Origin of the sequence: Streptococcus sp. 263_SSPC, assembly GCF_001071995.1 — a bacterium.
Classification (GTDB): domain Bacteria; phylum Bacillota; class Bacilli; order Lactobacillales; family Aerococcaceae; genus Granulicatella.
Genome location: NZ_JVNU01000059.1, coordinates 49250 through 67895, shown reverse-complemented (window position 1 = coordinate 67895; position 18646 = coordinate 49250). Strand labels below are relative to the sequence as shown.

Below are 18646 nucleotides of genomic sequence, written 5' to 3'. Positions count from 1 at the left end.
GTTTGGCGCCTTTTCTTTATGTCTATAAACAAATTATGTATAATAGCAATATTGGTTATTTTATTGGAGCGTGATTAGATGTCAGGATTAACCGTAAGACTATATGAAGAGTATTTAGCAGATGTTTATAAAAATCGAAAAGCCGACCAAGGGCTCTTTATTAAACTAGTAGAAGAAATTGGAGAAGTGGCAGAGCAAATTAGTATTCGAGATGGCCGAAAAGAAGGAGCTACAGAAGAAGTACATGCTGAACTTGGAAAAGAACTTGCAGATGTCATCCATTATACGGTTGCAATTGCTGCAGTAAATGGCATCGATTTAGAAAAAGTCATCTTGGAAAAAGACCTCAGTGCCGCGATTAAATATAACCATACAACGAACTTAACGGAGTTTCTGCAAAAGACAGCAAAATACGACTAGTTTACAGCAAGAAAACACTTGCTTTCCACCCTTGTTTAGAGTACGATAGGACATGGAAAAGTAAGTGAAATGATGGGTACAGAAAGTTCTGATTGCTGAGAAAGAACCCCCGCTCTTTAACTGAACCTACCAAATAGGTGATTATGAAAATAATCCGGTGAAATCATCGTTATCAATGTTAAAGAGACATTTACAACGTAAGTGTAATTAAGGTGGTACCGCGAGTCATTCGTCCTTTTTAGGGGAGTGGCTTTTTTTATTTCACAAAAAACGAAGAAGGAGTCAAGCAGATGGCAGAAAAAACAAACTTACAAAGAGAAGATTTCTCTAAATGGTATATTCAAACCATTCAAAAAGCAGATTTAATGGATTATTCACCAGTGCGTGGATGTATGATTTTTAAACCAGACGGATATGAAATCTGGGAACATATTCAAGAGGAATTCAACCGTCGTTTCAAAGAAGAAGGCATTCGTAATGCGTACTTCCCAATGTTAATTCCAGAAAGCTTCTTCACAAAAGAAGCAGACCATATTGAAGGGTTCGCTCCTGAATTACCATGGGTGACAGAAGCAGCTGGTGAAAAATTAGAAGAACGTTTAGCGCTTCGTCCAACAAGTGAAACAATGATTGGAACAGCTTTTTCAAACTGGATCAATTCATACCGTGATCTTCCATATGAAATCAACCAATGGGCAAACGTATTCCGTTGGGAAAAGAAAACTTTACCATTCTTACGTACTTCAGAGTTCTTATGGCAAGAAGGACATACAGCGCACGCAGATGAAGAAGATGCACGTCGCCGTACAATGAGAATGTTAGATATCTACAAAGAAGTTGTAGAAGGCGTATTAGCAGTGCCAGTTTACGAAGGACAAAAAACTCCTTCTGAACGTTTCGCAGGCGCGGTAGATACTTATTCAATCGAAGCGATGATGAAAGACGGTAAAGCCGTTCAAGCGGGAACTTCTCACTACATGGGAACAAAATTCGCTGAAGCGTTCGACATCAAGTATTTAACAAAAGAAAACGAACACGTACATGCGCATACAACTTCATGGGGAGTATCGACTCGTTTAATCGGTTCATTAATCATGACTCACGGTGACGAACAAGGATTAGTATTACCTCCAAAAGTAGCTCCAACACAAGTAGTCTTAATTCCAGTTGGACCATGGAAGAAAAATCCAGCTATCTTAGAAAAATTAGAAGAGCTTCAAAAAGAATTGAAAGCCGCTGGATTACGCGTGAAGATTGACGACACTGATAACTCACCAGGATTCAAATTCAATGAGTGGGAATTACGTGGCGTTCCAATGCGTATCGAATGCGGACCTCGCGATTTAGAAAACAATCAAGTGATGACAAAAATGCGTGATTTAGATGAAAAAGTAGCAGTTGGATTCGATGGATTAGTAGACACAATTTTAGCTGAATTAGATAAAATGCAAGTTCGTCTGTTAGAAACAGCTCGTGCAATGCGTGCTTCTAACGAATATACAAACATTGATACTTTAGATGAGTTGAAAGCTCATATCGAATCTAAACGTGAAGCTGGCGAAGTACCTGGTTGGGTATTAGTTGGTTGGGATGGAACAGAAGAAAGCGAAGCGAAAATCAAAGAAGAAACTGGCTTCACAACTCGTAACATTCCATTTAACGCTCCAGTGAAAAAAGAAAAATGTATCGTAACTGGTAAACCAGCCGTTCATACGGTTTGGATTGCTCGTGCATATTAATCGATTAGGAACTAGTTGGTAGGAGGACAAGATTATGAAAATCAATAAGGCCATTCAAGAATTTGTAGATAGTGCGATTGCTTCAGGGTATGTTTCAAAAGAAGATCGTTACTATTTATTAAATCGCGTGCTTTATTTAGTGGGAGAAGAATCTTTTGAAAGTTCGAAAGAGGTGGAGCAACCTTCTTTATTAGATGCGATGGCAAACTTAGTGGAAGCTGCCGTTGAAAGTGGGAAGATTGAAAACGACTCTGAAGAACGTGACTGGTTGGAGCAAGAGTTAATGAACCTTGTGATTCCAAAGCCTTCTGAATTGAACCGTTTATTCTGGGATAAATACGAAGAAGGTCCTAAAGTAGCGACCGATGCGTTTTACAAAATCGCACTCGATCTAAACTTAATCAAGGTGAAAGATATCGCTAAAAATATTTCCTTTAATGGGGAAACAGAGTATGGTGATTTAGAAATCACGATTAACTTATCGAAACCAGAAAAAACAAAAGATGAAATTATCAAAGCAGCGCAATCGAAGGATTTCAATTATCCTGCCAACCGTCTTTGCTTTGAAAACGTGGGCTACCATGGTCGTATCAACTGGCCAGGTCGCGCTAACCACCGTATTGTCGGAATGGAACTTGGCGGAGAGTCTTGGGGGTATCACTATTCTCCATATGCATATTATTCTGAGCATGCCATCTTTTTGTCTGAAATCTTAGAACCAATGAAAGTGGACGAGGGAGCGTTTAGCCGACTCCTTGAAATCGTGACACAATTCCCGCATTATTTTGTAGGGTCAAACGCAGGACTTCCAATTGTTGGAGGATCGATTTTAAGCCATAACCACTATCAAGGAGGACGTTACGTATTCCCGATGAACCGTGCTAAAGTCTTAGAAACTGGAATTTCTAAGAAGTTTGACACTGTTGAAATCGAACGTCTTTACTGGCCGCTTTCTGCGCTTCGTCTTCGTGGGAATAACCGTGAGGAAGTATTTGAAGTGGCAGTCGATGTCCTAAAAGCATGGGAAAACTACGAAAACAAAGATCTTGAAATCTTACGTGAATCAAACGGTGAACCGCATAATGCGATTACGCCAATCGTGCGCCGTCAAGGAGATGCGTATGAGTTTGATTTAGTATTACGTAACAACCGTACAACAGAGGAGTTCCCTGATGGAATTTTCCACCCACATGCGGATGTACAACATATAAAAAAAGAAAATATCGGTTTAATTGAAGTAATGGGGCTTGCGATTTTACCACCACGTCTAGAACGTGAACTTCGCGAAGTGAGAGACTATCTCGTTGGAGAAAGAAGTCTTGAAGCAGTTGCAGAAATTCACCAAGAATGGGCGAAAGAATTAAAAGCACAAGCACCAATCAAAGAAACTGTAGACGCATTTTTACAAAAAGCGGTTAGTGCAAAATTCTGCCGCGTGTTAGAATATGCAGGCGTCTTTAAACAAACAAAAGAAGGCCAAGAAGCATTCAGCGCCTTCATGCATGAATTTACGAAATAGTTAGAAAGGAAGTGCCGTATGACAATCCTCGCACTAGATACATCGAATAAGACATTATCGGTCGCTGTAGAACTGACAGACGGTACCATTATTGAACAAACGATTGAGAACACGTTGCAACATAGTGTTCTCCTCATGCCAACCATCGAAGCTGTTTTTAAAGAAGCCGGCATTACAGCAAAAGACTTAACAAAGGTCGTTGTTGCTGAAGGGCCTGGTTCTTATACAGGTCTTCGAATTGGCGTTACCGTTGCAAAAACACTTGCGAAGAGTCTGGGGATTCCACTTGTGGGAGTCTCCAGTCTCGACGTCTTTTTACCGAACCTTGCTTCTAAAGTGGAAGTGGGAGAAGTCGTTGTGCCGTTTTTTGATGCTAGACGTGGAAATATTTTCGCAGTAGGTTACAAAAAGACTGATGAAGGCTTTGAAAAGGTAATCGGGGAACAACATATTTCATGGGATGATTTCTTGAAAGTGTTACCGGAACATGCAGCGGGAGTGACTTTTGTAGGACAATTACAGTCGATTACAAAAGAAGCAATCGTAGAAAAAGGAGCGAGTGAGGCGAAGTGGCTTGAAGCAAGTGATGCTATCCCTCACGCAACATCGCTTATCGAATTAGGAAGAAATAAGGAAGCTGTTGACGCGGACGTCTTCGTCCCAATGTACTTGAAACTGGCAGAAGCAGAAGAAAATTGGCAAGCTGAGCATCCTTTAGAAAAGGGGTCAGTGTATGTGGAACGAGTTTAAAGAACGCTTCATGCAGTGGTTTGAAAAAATCAAAGCGGTGTTTTTAGAAGAAGCGCAACAGATGGATCCGATTCGCGACCAGTTTGAGAACTTTGAAAAAAGAGTGATTCTTGGAAATGGTGCGCAGGCTAAAATCAGAATCGGTCTTTCAGAAGATGCCACTCGCATTTTTGAAGTAGAAAAAGCGGCCTATGACGGAGAGTCTCCATGGGCAAAGGACGTTCTTGAAAAAGACGTCGCACATAATCCAGCTGCCATTTATATTGTGCTGGAAGTGGAAGAGGAAATCGTCGGTTTCATCGGAGCAAGAACGACAGAGGGAACGGATTTACATATTACGAATGTTGCTGTACTACACGATTATCGCTTCTTGAATGTCGCAACTTTATTATTGAAAGCATTAGAAAAAATCGCCCGCGCGCTCGACAAGAAAGAAATTACGCTCGAAGCCCGCGTGTCGAATACAAAAGCTATTAAGCTCTATCGCAAAAATGGTTACGAAGTTGTTGGTACAAAGGAAAATTACTACACTCCTGAAAATGAAGATGCTGTGGAAATGCTCTATGCATTACCGCCAAAAACGCCGTCTTCATTCCATTCGTCAGAGTATTCATTTACAAGATTACATCCAGCTGATTTAGCGATGGCAGAGGCATTAGTCGCATTAGTGCAAGAAAATTACGAGCATCCAAATAATTGGAGTGCCGAGAGTTTCCTTGCCGATTTAGAAAATCCAACAAACGCGTATTACGGAGTATGGATGCAACGCAAACTAGTTGGATTCCTTGGAGTCCAAAGCGTGTTGGACGAAGCAACCATTACGAATATCGTGATTGCGAAAGACTATCAAGGTAAAGGCCTCGCGCAACGTTTATGGCAAATGGCCTTATACGATTTGAAGCAAAAAGACGTGAAAGTTGTTTTCCTAGAAGTGCGTGAAAGCAACAAGCGCGCTCAATATTTATATGAAATTCTAGGGTTCGAAGCCTTCCACACGAGAAGTGATTATTACAGTGACCCAGTTGAAGATGCGATTGAATATCGCTTAGAAATTGAACAAAGATAGGAGGAGCAATATGAAAGAAACATTGATTCTAGCAATTGAAAGTAGTTGTGATGAGACAAGTGCAGCTGTGATTCAAAACGGGAACACCATCCTTTCCAATATTGTAGCCTCTCAAATTAAAAGTCATATGCGTTTTGGCGGGGTTGTGCCAGAGATTGCCAGCCGCCATCACGTAGAACAAATTACACAAGTCATCGACGAAGCACTTGCAAAAGCAGGAAAAACGTTGGATGACATGGACGCCATCGCGGTGACGTATGGTCCAGGACTTGTAGGAGCTCTTCTCATTGGGATTTCTGCAGCGAAAGCTTTAGCGCTTGCGAGTGGAAAACCACTGATTGCAGTGAACCACATGGCAGGGCACATTTACGCGAACCAACTTGTGGAACCTTTGCAATTTCCACTAATGGCGCTTGTCGTAAGTGGTGGACATACAGAACTTGTATATATGCCAGAAGATGGCGAGTTCCAAATCATCGGAGAAACAAGAGATGATGCAGCAGGGGAAGCGTACGATAAGATTGGTCGTATTCTGAACTTGCCATATCCTGGTGGAAAGAAGATGGATGAACTAGCTCATCTTGGAACGGATACTTATGACTTCCCACGCGCGATGATTCATGAAGACCATTTTGATTTCAGTTTTAGTGGATTGAAATCGGCGGTCATCAATCGTGTGCATAACGCGAAGCAAAAAGGCGAAGAGATTGTCCCTGAAGATTTAGCCGCAAGTTTCCAAGCCAGTGTCGTAGAAGTACTTGTCGAAAAAACAAGACGCGCGCTTGAAGCCTATCCTGTAAAACAATTCGTGTTAGCAGGAGGAGTGGCAGCTAATAAGGGTCTTCGTACAGCGATGACGCAGATGATGGAAGAACACTACCCAGCAGTCACATTTTCCATCCCGCCATTATCACTTTGCGGGGATAATGCGGCTATGATTGGTGCTGCAGCCTATACAAAATACATGCAAAAAGACTTTGCAAATATGGATTTAAACGCAATTCCCGGACTTGAATTAGGGGATGAATAAAACTATTGCAAATTCAATTTGAGCATGTTATTATATTCGTGTTGCATTATGCATGCGAAAATAAATAACTCTGGATTAGCAAATAATTCAGGGCAGGAGGAATAGAAATGAAACAAGGAATTCACCCAGAATATCGTCCAGTAGTTTTCATGGATACAACTACAGGATTCAAATTCTTATCAGGTTCAACAAAGACTTCAAGTGAAACAGTTGTATGGGAAGACGGAAACGAATACCCATTACTACGTGTGGAAATCACTTCTGATTCTCACCCATTCTACACAGGTCGTCAAAAATTCACTCAAGCAGACGGACGTGTGGATCGTTTCAACAAAAAATACGGTCTCAAATAAGAACTTTACAAACTCTCTCACTTCGAGAGAGTTTTTTTGTGCGTAAAATTCAGTAATAACCGCCAAGGGCGGCGATTATGGTATGAACAGGAGAAGTTTGAAAAAGAGAATTCTTATTATCAGCCATTGTTTATTGAAACAAAATAGCGGGATACCGGAGAAAGCCTTGGAGTCTTTCTCCTTCGAAGCCTCAAACAAGCCGTAATGGATAAAATCCATAACGGCTTTTAATTCGCATTCGATATGATTCTCCGCTATGGTTTCAATAAATGTCTGATAAGCGAATTCTCTTTTTAATGTTTTTGTGCAATACCATAATCGCCTTCTTGGCATAAAACTCTACTCGAGGGAGAGTTTATAAAATTCTATTTGGGGCAAAGGGCAAGGGAGAAGGGATGAAGTTCGTGCGGTTCATATGGGGAGTTGATGTAACAATTATGTTACGTAACAAAAATGTTACATCATGGAGTGAGAGTGGAAATTAACAAATATGTTAATTTTAGGCATAAAAAAACAGCCTTGCGAGAAGCAAAGCTGTTTGAAATGTTATTTATAAGTGTCTTCAAGTTTTGCCATGAATGCGCCGAGCCATGTACCGAATCCTAACATTACAACGCAAGCAAGGTATTGAACGATGTCAAATCCAGCGTAGTTTGTTGGGATAATCATTACAGTTGAAGCAAGCACGATTCCGAAAATGAAGTGGAATAATTGTGGGTAAGCTTTCTTAAAGATGTAGTGTACAAGTTTTGAGAAGAGCGCTAATGTTACTAATCCACCTAAAGCGATTGGAAGAATCACGCTCATGTCTAATGTTTTGAAACCATCTGACATTTGTTTGTACATTCCCATATATACGATGAAGTTTGATGGGCTAAGTCCAGGAACGATAATTCCTAAGGCAATTAATCCACCAGCAATCATCCAAGTGAAGAAGTTTGCTTCCACGCTACCGCCGATTGCATTTTCACCTAAGTAAAGGAGTAAGCATCCGCCGACAAATGAAGCAATCAGAATGATAATATCGCGTGTTGAGCGACCTTCTTTTCCGGCTTCTTTCCAAAGAGCAGGGATTGTTCCGACGATACATCCGATGAAGAACCAAAGGATGATTGTTTCAAAGTTACCAAGTAAGTAACTTACGCCAAATGATAAGATAACGATACCTGCAAGAGCACCGATTCCGACTGGTAAGAAGAATAATACGTTCTTCTTGAAGTCTTTTGTGACGTTTGCAAGGAAAGCAATCATGCGTTCATAAAGTCCGAAGATAGCAGCAAGTGCACCACCGCTGACACCTGGAAGGATAAATCCTGACCCGATGAACATTCCTTTAATGAATCGTAAGAACCAGTCATTTTTCTTTTGTTTATCTAATTGATGTTGAGTTGATCTTTGTTCCATAGTACCTCCAATAAATAATTCTGTCTTCTATTATACTGTAATTTGAAGGATGAGCAAGTAATGTTAAGTCTCTTAAGGAAAACTTTCCATTCATTGCGTGTTAAACGCTTTTTTGTTATACTTGAAGGGTGAAAGTTTATAGTTTTTATGACTTAAACAATCTAAATTTTCAAACTGAAAGGAGTTGAATGGATGAAAATTGCTGTAGTTACAGATAGCACGGCTTACTTAACAAAAGAAGAATATGCCGAATATGGTATTTACGTATTGCCGATGTCTGTTATTTTCGGACAAGAAACTTATCGAGAAGAGATTGATATTACTGCTGAAGAATTTTATGCAAAAGTAAAAAGTTCTCCAGTCTTTCCAACAAGTACACAACCAGCTGTAGGGGAAACATACGAATTATTCCACGAACTTGCAAAAGATTATGACGCTATTATTCCTATTACTATTTCTAGTGGAATTAGTGGAACTTACCAAACATGTGTGGCTGTTGCCGAAGATATGAAAGACGAAATAGCCATTTATCCAATCGATTCAGAGATTAGTTGTGCACCACAAGCGCGTGCAGTAAAACTAGCCGCTATCATGGCGAAGTCTGGAGAATATTCACCAGAAGAAATCGTTGAAACGGTTCAACGTTTAGTAGATCGTACGACAGCTTACTTTATCGTTGATGATTTAAGCAACTTGCAACGTGGTGGACGTTTATCAGCAGGGGCTGCTTTAGTCGGTTCTATGTTGAAAATTAAGCCAATCTTGACATTCGTTGATAAGAAAATCGTTCCTTTTGAAAAGATTCGTACACAACAAAAAGCGATGAAACGAATTGAACAATTATTCGCAGACGAAACAGGAACAACTGATGGTGAAGGCTATGAATTAGTCATCATCCATGCAAATGCTCCAGAAGCTGGTGAAGCTTGGAGACAAAAAATGCAAGAACAATATCCTAAATTACGTACTTCATTATCGTATTTTGGACCTGTAGTAGGAACTCATCTTGGTGAAGGTGCCTTAGGGTTCTCATGGGATATCGTACAAGAAAAGAATTTAGAAAAATAAAGAGTGGGGGAACCCGCTCTTTTTCTTCATGAAACAGAGGGATACAAATGACACTTGTTGTAAAAAAGATGTTAGCCAACACGCTTAAAGAACTAATGAATGAAAAACCGCTGACGAAGATTACTGTACAGGATTTAACGAAGAGATGCGGGATTAGTCGTCAAACGTTTTATAATCATTTCCATGATATTTATGAATTGGTCGAATGGATTTATTTAAATGAGGCGCATATCACGCTTGGTGAGAATATTTCTTATGAGAATTGGCAAGACGCCCTGGAGGCACTATTCCAATATATGGATGACAATCGCAACTTTGTCCTTAACACGTATCGTTCTGTCAGTAAAGAAAATGTCGAGCGACTCTTGCAACGGGAAGTGGAGCGTTTCTTGACGGATTTGATTTTCAATGAAATTGATGTCAGTGGCGCTGAAGCAGAGCAGGTACAATTCTCGATTGAGTTTTATACGTATGCACTCGTTGGTGTAGGGCTTGATTGGATTAGTCGTCAAATGCCTGGCACGGCTAAAGAACTCGTTGAAAAAATCGAACAAGTCATGATTGGAACGATTGTAGCTCGAATTTCTCAGTAAAAAACTTTACAATTCCATCCCAGTGTCCAAAGTTTGGACATTGGGATTTTTTTGTCTATGGTGCTTTTGGTGAAACGGGAGTAGAGTAATGCATGTAAAGAACAAAACCTGATTTTCAGGAACTAGGAGGAATTACTATGTATCATTCAAATGGGAATTACGAAGCATTTGCTCGCCCTAAAAAACCACAAGGCGTTGACCAAAAATCAGCTTACTTAGTTGGTTCAGGACTTGCATCCTTATCAGCAGCTGCTTTCTTAATTAGAGACGGTCAAATGAAAGGAGAAAACATTCATATTTTAGAAGAACTTCCACTTGCAGGAGGAAGCTTAGACGGAATCTTAAATCCAACACGCGGATTCATTATTCGTGGAGGACGTGAAATGGAAGATCACTTCGAATGTTTATGGGATTTATTCAGATCAATCCCTTCACTAGAAGTCGAAGATGCCTCTGTGTTAGATGAGTTCTACTGGCTTAATAAAGAAGACCCTAACTTCTCACATTGCCGTGTAATTGAAAACAAAGGACAACAAATCCCAGATGATGGCCAATTCACTTTAAGCGATAAATCAAGCGAAGAAATGGTGAAATTATATATGACATCTGAATCTGAATTACAAGGGCTAAAAATTACCGATGTATTCAGTGAAGAATTCTTCGAATCAAACTTCTGGACTTACTGGGCTAGTATGTTTGCTTTTGAAAAATGGCATTCAGCCATTGAAATGCGCCGTTACATCTTACGTTTCATTCACCATATCGATGGTCTACCTGACTTATCTGCATTGAAATTTACGAAATACAACCAATACGAATCACTCGTTTTACCACTCGTGAACTACTTGAAAAAACATAATGTTCAATTCGAATACGATACAGTCGTTAAAAATGTGATTGTTGAACATGTTGGAAGTGACATGATTGCCAAAGAACTTGTGTTAGAAGTAGGTGGTGTTTTAGAAACACGCAATTTAACAGAAAACGACTTAGTATTCGTGACAAACGGTAGTATTACTGCTGCAACAACATACGGGGATAACAATACTCCAGCTCCAATTTCAAAAGAATTAGGTGGATCTTGGAGCTTATGGAAAAACTTAGCCAAACAAGATGAACGCTTCGGACATCCAGAAGTATTCTGTGAAAACTTGCCAGACCAAAGCTGGTTCGTTTCAGCTACAACAACTGTAAAAGACAAACGAATCGCTGAGTACATTCAAAAAATCTCAAAACGTGATCCTTATGCTGGAAAAGTCGTGACAGGAGGAATCGTAACAGTTCGCGACTCAAACTGGATGATGAGCTATACATTAAACCGTCAACCACACTTTAAAGCACAAAGTAAAGATGAATTAGTCGTATGGATTTACGGATTATATTCAGGAATCAAAGGTAACTATGTGGAAAAACCAATCGAAGAATGTACAGGGATTGAAATCGCTGAAGAATGGTTATACCACATGGGTGTTCCAGAAGAATTGATTCATGAATTTGCTAGCGAAGGATGCAACACTGTTCCTTGCTACATGCCTTATATCACAAGCTACTTCATGGCTCGTAAAGATGGCGACCGTCCACTCGTTGTTCCAAATGGCTCTAAAAATATTGCCTTCATTGGTAACTTCGCTGAAACTCCTCGCGATACAGTGTTCACAACAGAATATTCTGTTCGTACAGCGATGGAAGCTGTATATACATTGCTTGATGTCGATCGTGGTGTGCCAGAAGTGTTCGCTTCAGCTTACGATTTACGCGTTCTTACAAAATCAACAAACCGCTTGATGGATGGTAAGAAATTAGCCGATGTGAAAGTTCCGTTCTTAGTGAAATTATTTGAAAAACGTGCTGCGAAGAAAATCAAAGGTACGATGATTGAAGAACTTCTCAAAGACGCAAACTTAATCTAATGAATGAAACCTCTCTAAGTCTATTAGAGAGGTTTTTTCGTATCTTTTGTTGAGGTGATAGATATGAATATCGTTAGAACGAAAACGGGAGAATTGATTCATGCCACACAAATTAAAGAAGATGAAGTTTATTTTTGCCCGGAATGTGGGGAAGAAGTAACGAAGAAGGTTTCCAGAAATGGAGTGGTGTTCTTTTCGCACATCCCAAAGAAACATAGGCTGGAAGAAACAATCGCTCATCAAGAAGGAAAGCATCTATTGCTAGAGAGTTTGAAAAGTCATGGCTTTCATGCAGAACTCGAGCCGTATGTGTCGTCTATTGAACAGATTCCAGATATTGTCGTGACAGAAGGAGAGCGTGCGTGGTGTATCGAATATCAATGCAGTGTCATTCCTACAGAAGAGATAGTGGAACGGACGAGACATCTGGGAGAGGCTGGCATGTCTGTCGATTGGATATTAGGGGAGAATTATGAGACTCAACATAAACTGACGGACACCTTTAGTTACTTAATGAAATATCATCCACAACTCGGCAATTTTCTTATTTTCTTTGTGAATGGAGAGATGATTTTTCATACGCAAATCAAGGTGAAACCTCGCTCGCAGCAGATGACGTTTCAAGTCGTACGAGTGTCGCTTTTACAGTTTTCATGGAAAAAGTGGAGAAAGATGGTCGAGGATTCTGTTCCAGTAAAAGCCCATCTAAAACCTGTTAATGCGATAGAATGGACGCCAAGAGATACGATGCTCTTTAAGAAATTAGCGTCGCCACTGACGAGGTCATTTCTGGTAAAGTTATATCGATGCAGACAGACGCTTGAAGACTTGCCGAGCCGCTTCTTGACCTTTCCGATTTACACAGAGACGTTTAAGGTGCCCAACCTTGTGTGGAAGGGGCATGCGTGGATTCTGTTGGAACAAATGGCCTTTAAGGGAGACGTTGAAATGATGGACTTTGTAAGGAGAGTAGAAGAAGTATGGCGACCACTGATGCGTCCTGTTCCAAATCCCCAAAGCCAGATTGAGGCGTGCCTCTGGGAGCTATTAGATGAGCTTTTGGCCGATAAAAAAATAAGGCTAGGGTATCCAAAATCAAAAATGAACCGTTTGCAAAGCAAGGGTGATTTTGGTAAAATATTAGTGAGTGTAGAGGGATGAATAGGCAAATAGAGATAATTATGGTAACTGTATATCCAATTATTTTAATCCTTTCAACTATACTTGCACAAGGCATTTATAGGCATAATTATTTGATGAAGATTTGTCATCATCCTCCTATCTGGGGCTGTGGAAAAACCATGGCCCCTTCCTAGTTTGCTAGGGCAATATCAGGGCACGTATTGTGCAAGGAAAGGAAGTTTTACATGAAATATTCAGAAGAAGGATTACAATATCATATCCACACACGTAAAGGCGATGTAGGTCGATATGTAATTTTACCAGGGGACCCAAAACGTTGCGCGAAAATTGCAGAACATTTTGAAGATGCAAAACTAGTGGCTGATAACCGCGAGTATGTGACATACACAGGATACTTAGATGGAGAAAAAGTTAGTGTGACATCAACAGGGATTGGTGGCCCGTCTGCTGCAATCGCGCTTGAAGAATTAGTGCGCAGTGGGGCAGATACTTTTGTCCGTGTTGGAACATGTGGCGGAATTGATATCGACGTTAAAGGTGGCGATATCGTCATTGCAACAGGTGCGATCCGTACAGAAGGAACAACACGTGAGTACGCGCCAATCGAATTCCCAGCGATTGCAAACTATGATGTAGTAACGGCACTTTTAAATGCTGGTAAGAGCTTAGGCTACACAACACATGCAGGGGTTGTTCAATGTAAAGATTCATTTTACGGACAACATGAGCCACAAGTGATGCCAGTAAGCTATGACTTACAAAATAAATGGGAAGCTTGGAAACGTCTTGGCGTGAAGGCTTCTGAAATGGAATCAGCAGCGTTATTCGTAGTGGCTAGCCATTTAGGAGTTCGCGTTGGATCTACTTTCCTAGTAGTAGGGAACCAAGAGCGTGAAGCAGCAGGGTTATCAAACCCAATCGTTCACGATACAGAAGCAGCGATTAAAGTGGCTGTTGAAGCACTTCGTAACTTAATTAAAGAAGACCGCGCTAAATAAGAAAGAGGGATTTTATGGAAATCAAAGAGATTTTAAAAACAGTAGACCATACTTTATTGTTACCAGCATCTACTTGGAGTGAAATTAAAGAGATTTTGGATGATGCGATGAAATACAAAACAGCGTCAGCATGTATCCCAGCTTCTTTTGTCAAACGTGCGAGCGAATACGTGAATGGTAAATTAGCTATCTGTACCGTTATCGGATTCCCGAACGGCTATAGCACAACAGCGACAAAAGTCTTCGAGACAAAAGATGCGATCCAAAATGGTGCAAGCGAAATCGATATGGTGATTAATATCGGTGATGTGAAAGATGGACGCTTCGATGTTGTGGAAGATGAAATTCGTCAAATCCATGAAGCTTGTGGCGGTCATATCTTAAAAGTAATTATCGAAACAGCGCTTCTTACAGAAGAAGAAATCATCAAGATGTGTGAAGTTGTGACTAAAGCAGGAGCTGAATTCATTAAGACATCAACAGGTTTCTCAACTGCAGGTGCAACATTTGAGCACGTAGCATTGATGAAGAAACACGTTGGCGAAGGCGTTCTTGTGAAAGCTGCCGGTGGAATTTCTAGCATTGAAGATGCCGAAAAATTCATCGAATTAGGAGCAAGTCGTCTTGGAACAAGTCGGATTGTGAAAATCGTGAAGAATCAATCCGTAGAAGAGGGCACATATTAACCTCGAAAAACCAGATAAAATCTAAATTTTCCAAGTGTTGTCGACCTTGACGGCACTTGGGATTTTGTGTATAATAATATAACGCAATAAGTGTGGATTTTAATCGGTGTGAGGGGTTGAAATATTGTCCAATTCCTTACAAATAAAGGCTTAAAACAAAAGAATTTGCATTTTTCACAAATGACAGCAAACAATTCTTTTGGTTTTTTTTGTTTAAAAATCGACCGAAATCTTCATTTGTTACGAACTTTTAATAAATGTCATTAAAATGTAACATTTATCAATACTAAATTTATAGGGGTGGAAGAGTTGGCACATCATGATGTGAAATACGGTAGACACCGTGTGCGTAGAAGCTATGCACGAATCAGTGAAGTATTAGAATTACCTAATCTGATTGAAATCCAAACAGATTCTTACCAATGGTTCCTAGATGAAGGTATCCGCGAAATGTTCAAGGATATTTCTCCAATCGAAGACCACACTGGTAACTTGTCATTGGAATTCTTAGATTACGAATTACATGCTCCAAAATATAACATACAAGAAGCTAGAAACCACGACGCAAATTACGCGGCTCCAATTTACGTGAAAATGCGTTTAGTGAACAAAGAAACTGGCGAAGTAAAAGACCAAGAAGTATTCTTCGGTGACTTCCCATTAATGACTGAAATGGGTACATTTATCATTAATGGTGCAGAACGTGTAATTGTATCTCAATTAGTTCGTTCTCCTGGTGCTTATTTCCATGACAGACCTGACAAAAACGGTAAACAATTATATGGTTCAACATTAATTCCAAACCGTGGTGCATGGTTAGAGTACGAAACAGACTCAAAAGACATTTCTTATGTACGTATCGACCGTACTCGTAAAATCCCATTAACGGTATTAGTTCGTGCGTTAGGTTTCGGTTCAGATGACCTTATCCAAGAAATCTTCGGGGATAGCGAAACATTACGTTTAACATTAGATAAAGATGTTCATAAACGTATGGATGAATCTCGTACAGAAGAAGCATTAAAAGATATTTATGACCGTCTACGTCCTGGTGAACCAAAAACAGCTGAAAGTTCACGTAACTTATTAACAGCTCGTTTCTTCGACCCACGCCGCTATGATTTAGCAGCAGTTGGACGCTACAAAGTCAACAAAAAATTAAATCTTAAAACTCGTTTATTACACCAAACAATTGCTGAGAACTTAGTAGATTCTGAAACAGGCGAAATCGTTGTTGAAAAAGGAACTGTTCTTGAACGCGACGTAATGGAAAAAGTAGTAGAAGTACTTGAAAAAGGTGCGAACTTATTTACTTTACATCCATCAGAAGACGGTGTAATCAAAGACCCTGTAACAATTCAAACAGTAGAAGTTTACTCACCAGTTGATCCAGAACGCGTGATTAAAGTGATCGGTAACGGAAACGTGCCAGAAGACGTGAAACACGTAACTGCAAGCGACATTATCGCAACAATCAGCTACTTCTTAAACCTTTACGAAGGAATCGGAACAACAGACGACATCGACCACTTAGGAAACCGTCGTATCCGTTCAGTAGGGGAATTATTACAAAACCAATTCCGTATCGGTTTATCTCGTATGGAACGTGTGGTTCGCGAACGTATGTCTATTCAAGACACTGCAACAGTGACACCACAACAATTAGTAAATATTCGTCCTGTTGTTGCGGCAATTAAAGAGTTCTTCGGATCTTCTCAATTATCACAATTCATGGACCAAACAAACCCATTAGGAGAGTTAACACACAAACGCCGTCTATCAGCGTTAGGACCTGGTGGTTTGACTCGTGACCGTGCCGGATATGAAGTTCGTGACGTTCACTATTCTCACTATGGCCGTATGTGTCCTATCGAAACTCCTGAGGGACCAAACATCGGGTTGATCAACAGCTTATCAACATATGCGAAGATCAACAAATATGGTTTCATCGAAACTCCATACCGTCGTGTAGACTGGAACACTCACAAAGTTACAGATAAAATCGACTACTTAACAGCTGACGAAGAAGATAGCTTCGTAGTAGCGCAAGCAAACTCTCCATTAAATGAAGACGGAAGCTTCGTGAACGATGTTGTTATGGCGCGTTACGTATCTGAAAACTTAGAAGTGCCAGTAGACCGCGTGGACTACATGGACGTTTCTCCAAAACAAGTAGTTGCAGTTGCGACAGCATGTATCCCATTCTTAGAAAACGACGACTCAAACCGTGCGTTGATGGGTGCGAACATGCAACGTCAAGCTGTTCCATTGTTAAATCCAAAAGCACCATTCATCGGTACAGGTATGGAATACGTATCTGCGCATGACTCAGGGGTTGCCTTGTTATGTAAACGTGATGGTGTTGTCGAATTCGTTGATGCTAAAGAAGTACGTGTACGTACAGCTGATGGCTCATTAGATACTTACCAAATCACTAAGTTCCACGGATCAAACGCGGGTATGTGTTACAACCAACGTCCAATCGTGGCACAAGGGGATAAAGTGGTTAAAGGCGAAATCCTAGCAGATGGACCTTCTATGGAAAAAGGTGAATTAGCATTAGGACAAAACGTTCTAGTAGCGTTCATGACTTGGGAAGGTTACAACTACGAGGATGCGGTTATCATGAGTGAACGTTTAGTGAAAGATGATGTGTATACATCAATTCACATCGACGACTACGATTCAGAAGCTCGTGATACAAAACTTGGACCTGAAGAAATTACTCGTGAAATTCCAAACGTTGGGGAAGACGCATTGAAGAACCTTGACGCTGACGGAATTATCCGTATCGGTGCCGAAGTTAAAGATGGCGACATCTTAGTCGGTAAAGTAACTCCTAAAGGGTTAACAGAACAATCACCAGAAGAACGTTTATTACACGCAATCTTCGGTGAAAAAGCTCGTGAAGTTCGTGACACGTCTCTACGTGTACCTCATGGCGGTGGCGGTATTGTCCGCGATGTACGTGTGTTCACACGTGCAGCAGGTGATGAATTAGCACCTGGCGTAAACAAATTAGTTCGTGTATATATTGTACAAAAACGTAAAATCAATGAAGGGGATAAGATGGCCGGACGTCACGGTAATAAAGGGGTTGTTTCCCGTATTATGCCGGAAGAAGATATGCCATTCTTACCAGATGGAACACCAGTTGACATCATGTTAAACCCATTAGGGGTACCTTCACGTATGAACATCGGACAAGTGTTAGAGTTACACTTAGGTATGGCTGCTCGTGAATTAGGTATTTACATCGCAACACCAGTATTCGATGGTGCGCAAGATGAAGACGTATGGGGAACTGTTGCAGAAGCGGGTATGGCTCGTGATGCGAAAACAATTCTATATGATGGACGTACAGGTGAACCATTCGATAACCGTGTGTCAGTAGGGGTTATGTACATGATCAAACTTGCCCACATGGTTGACGACAAACTTCACGCTCGTTCAATTGGACCATACTCACTCGTTACACAACAACCTCTTGGAGGTAAAGCGCAATTTGGTGGACAACGTTTTGGGGAAATGGAAGTATGGGCACTAGAAGCTTATGGTGCTGCTTATACATTACAAGAAATCCTAACGTACAAATCAGATGACGTTGTTGGTCGTGTGAAGACTTACGAATCAATCGTTAAAGGTCAACAAATTTCACGTCCAGGAGTTCCAGAATCATTCCGTGTATTAGTAAAAGAATTACAAGCTTTAGGTCTTGATATGAAAGTACTTGACGCACAAGATGAAGAAATCAAACTTGAAGATATGGACGAAGATGAAGGCATTCGTTTCAGTGACGTTGAAAGAACAAATGATAGACGTGCTCAATTAGATGAGTATTCTGATCGTGCAGCTGAATTATCAGCAGCAGAAGAAGCAGCTGACGCAGCTGAAGAAGATGCAGCCGATGTAGAAGACGTTGAAGACAATTTTGATACTGACGAAGAGTAATAGAACTATTGGAATC

At 40.5% G+C, this 18646-nt stretch carries 15 protein-coding genes and 1 other annotated feature; of the genes, 14 read left to right on the top strand and 1 reads right to left on the bottom strand.

Annotated features, from left to right (window positions below):
• Positions 1-78 precede the first annotated feature (78 nt).
• The 7 genes from ADH02_RS08795 to ADH02_RS08765 all read left to right on the top strand — a co-directional run bounded on the left by ADH02_RS08795 (position 79) and on the right by ADH02_RS08765 (position 6877).
• Positions 79-420: a MazG nucleotide pyrophosphohydrolase domain-containing protein gene (locus ADH02_RS08795; protein ID WP_048784254.1), complete on the top strand. Its 342-nt coding sequence runs from the start codon at positions 79-81 to the stop codon at positions 418-420.
• Positions 421-456: 36 nt separating this feature from the next.
• Positions 457-660, top strand: a binding site (T-box leader).
• A gap of 50 nt (positions 661-710) precedes the next feature.
• Positions 711-2159, top strand: a complete 1449-nt coding sequence (gene proS, locus ADH02_RS08790; RefSeq protein WP_048784252.1) for a proline--tRNA ligase — start codon at positions 711-713, stop codon at positions 2157-2159.
• 34 nt (positions 2160-2193) lie between these two features.
• Positions 2194-3678, top strand: coding sequence for a UDP-glucose--hexose-1-phosphate uridylyltransferase (locus ADH02_RS08785; RefSeq protein WP_048784250.1), 1485 nt, complete (start codon positions 2194-2196; stop codon positions 3676-3678).
• 18 nt (positions 3679-3696) lie between these two features.
• Positions 3697-4428 carry a tRNA (adenosine(37)-N6)-threonylcarbamoyltransferase complex dimerization subunit type 1 TsaB gene (gene tsaB, locus ADH02_RS08780; RefSeq protein WP_048784248.1) on the top strand — a complete coding sequence of 244 codons (732 nt, stop codon included), beginning with the start codon at positions 3697-3699 and terminating at the stop codon, positions 4426-4428.
• The gene (gene rimI / locus ADH02_RS08775; protein ID WP_048784246.1) at positions 4412-5494 is read left to right on the top strand and encodes a ribosomal protein S18-alanine N-acetyltransferase; all 1083 of its coding nucleotides are present in this window, start codon (positions 4412-4414) and stop codon (positions 5492-5494) included. Before tsaB ends, rimI begins: the two co-directional genes overlap by 17 nt.
• Before the next feature lie 10 nt (positions 5495-5504).
• The gene (gene tsaD / locus ADH02_RS08770) at positions 5505-6524 is read left to right on the top strand and encodes a tRNA (adenosine(37)-N6)-threonylcarbamoyltransferase complex transferase subunit TsaD (protein WP_048713519.1); all 1020 of its coding nucleotides are present in this window, start codon (positions 5505-5507) and stop codon (positions 6522-6524) included.
• Positions 6525-6631: 107 nt separating this feature from the next.
• On the top strand, positions 6632-6877 hold the full coding sequence (locus ADH02_RS08765) for a type B 50S ribosomal protein L31 (RefSeq protein WP_048713517.1): 246 nt from the start codon (positions 6632-6634) through the stop codon (positions 6875-6877).
• A 546-nt stretch (positions 6878-7423) separates the two neighbouring features.
• Here ADH02_RS08765 and ADH02_RS08755 read toward each other — a convergent pair.
• Complete coding sequence (locus ADH02_RS08755; protein WP_048784242.1) at positions 7424-8281, bottom strand: DUF368 domain-containing protein; 858 nt, start codon at positions 8279-8281, stop codon at positions 7424-7426.
• 192 nt (positions 8282-8473) lie between these two features.
• Between ADH02_RS08755 and ADH02_RS08750 the strand changes: the two genes are divergently transcribed.
• The 7 genes from ADH02_RS08750 (at position 8474) to rpoB (ending at position 18630) form a co-directional block, all read left to right on the top strand.
• The gene (locus ADH02_RS08750; protein ID WP_048784241.1) at positions 8474-9349 is read left to right on the top strand and encodes a DegV family protein; all 876 of its coding nucleotides are present in this window, start codon (positions 8474-8476) and stop codon (positions 9347-9349) included.
• A gap of 47 nt (positions 9350-9396) precedes the next feature.
• Positions 9397-9942 (top strand): TetR/AcrR family transcriptional regulator C-terminal domain-containing protein, encoded by a 546-nt coding sequence (locus ADH02_RS08745; protein WP_048784239.1) that lies wholly within the window; start codon positions 9397-9399, stop codon positions 9940-9942.
• A gap of 137 nt (positions 9943-10079) precedes the next feature.
• Positions 10080-11852 carry an oleate hydratase gene (locus ADH02_RS08740; RefSeq protein ID WP_048784237.1) on the top strand — a complete coding sequence of 591 codons (1773 nt, stop codon included), beginning with the start codon at positions 10080-10082 and terminating at the stop codon, positions 11850-11852.
• A 63-nt stretch (positions 11853-11915) separates the two neighbouring features.
• The gene (locus ADH02_RS08735; RefSeq protein WP_048784235.1) at positions 11916-13013 is read left to right on the top strand and encodes a competence protein CoiA; all 1098 of its coding nucleotides are present in this window, start codon (positions 11916-11918) and stop codon (positions 13011-13013) included.
• 206 nt (positions 13014-13219) lie between these two features.
• The gene (gene udp, locus ADH02_RS08730) at positions 13220-13993 is read left to right on the top strand and encodes a uridine phosphorylase (RefSeq protein ID WP_048784234.1); all 774 of its coding nucleotides are present in this window, start codon (positions 13220-13222) and stop codon (positions 13991-13993) included.
• Between the two features lie 14 nt (positions 13994-14007).
• Complete coding sequence (deoC, locus tag ADH02_RS08725) at positions 14008-14679, top strand: deoxyribose-phosphate aldolase (RefSeq protein ID WP_048784232.1); 672 nt, start codon at positions 14008-14010, stop codon at positions 14677-14679.
• Positions 14680-14979: 300 nt separating this feature from the next.
• A complete protein-coding gene (gene rpoB, locus ADH02_RS08720; RefSeq protein ID WP_152903916.1) occupies positions 14980-18630 on the top strand; it encodes a DNA-directed RNA polymerase subunit beta in 3651 nt (1216 codons plus the stop codon).
• Positions 18631-18646 lie beyond the last annotated feature (16 nt).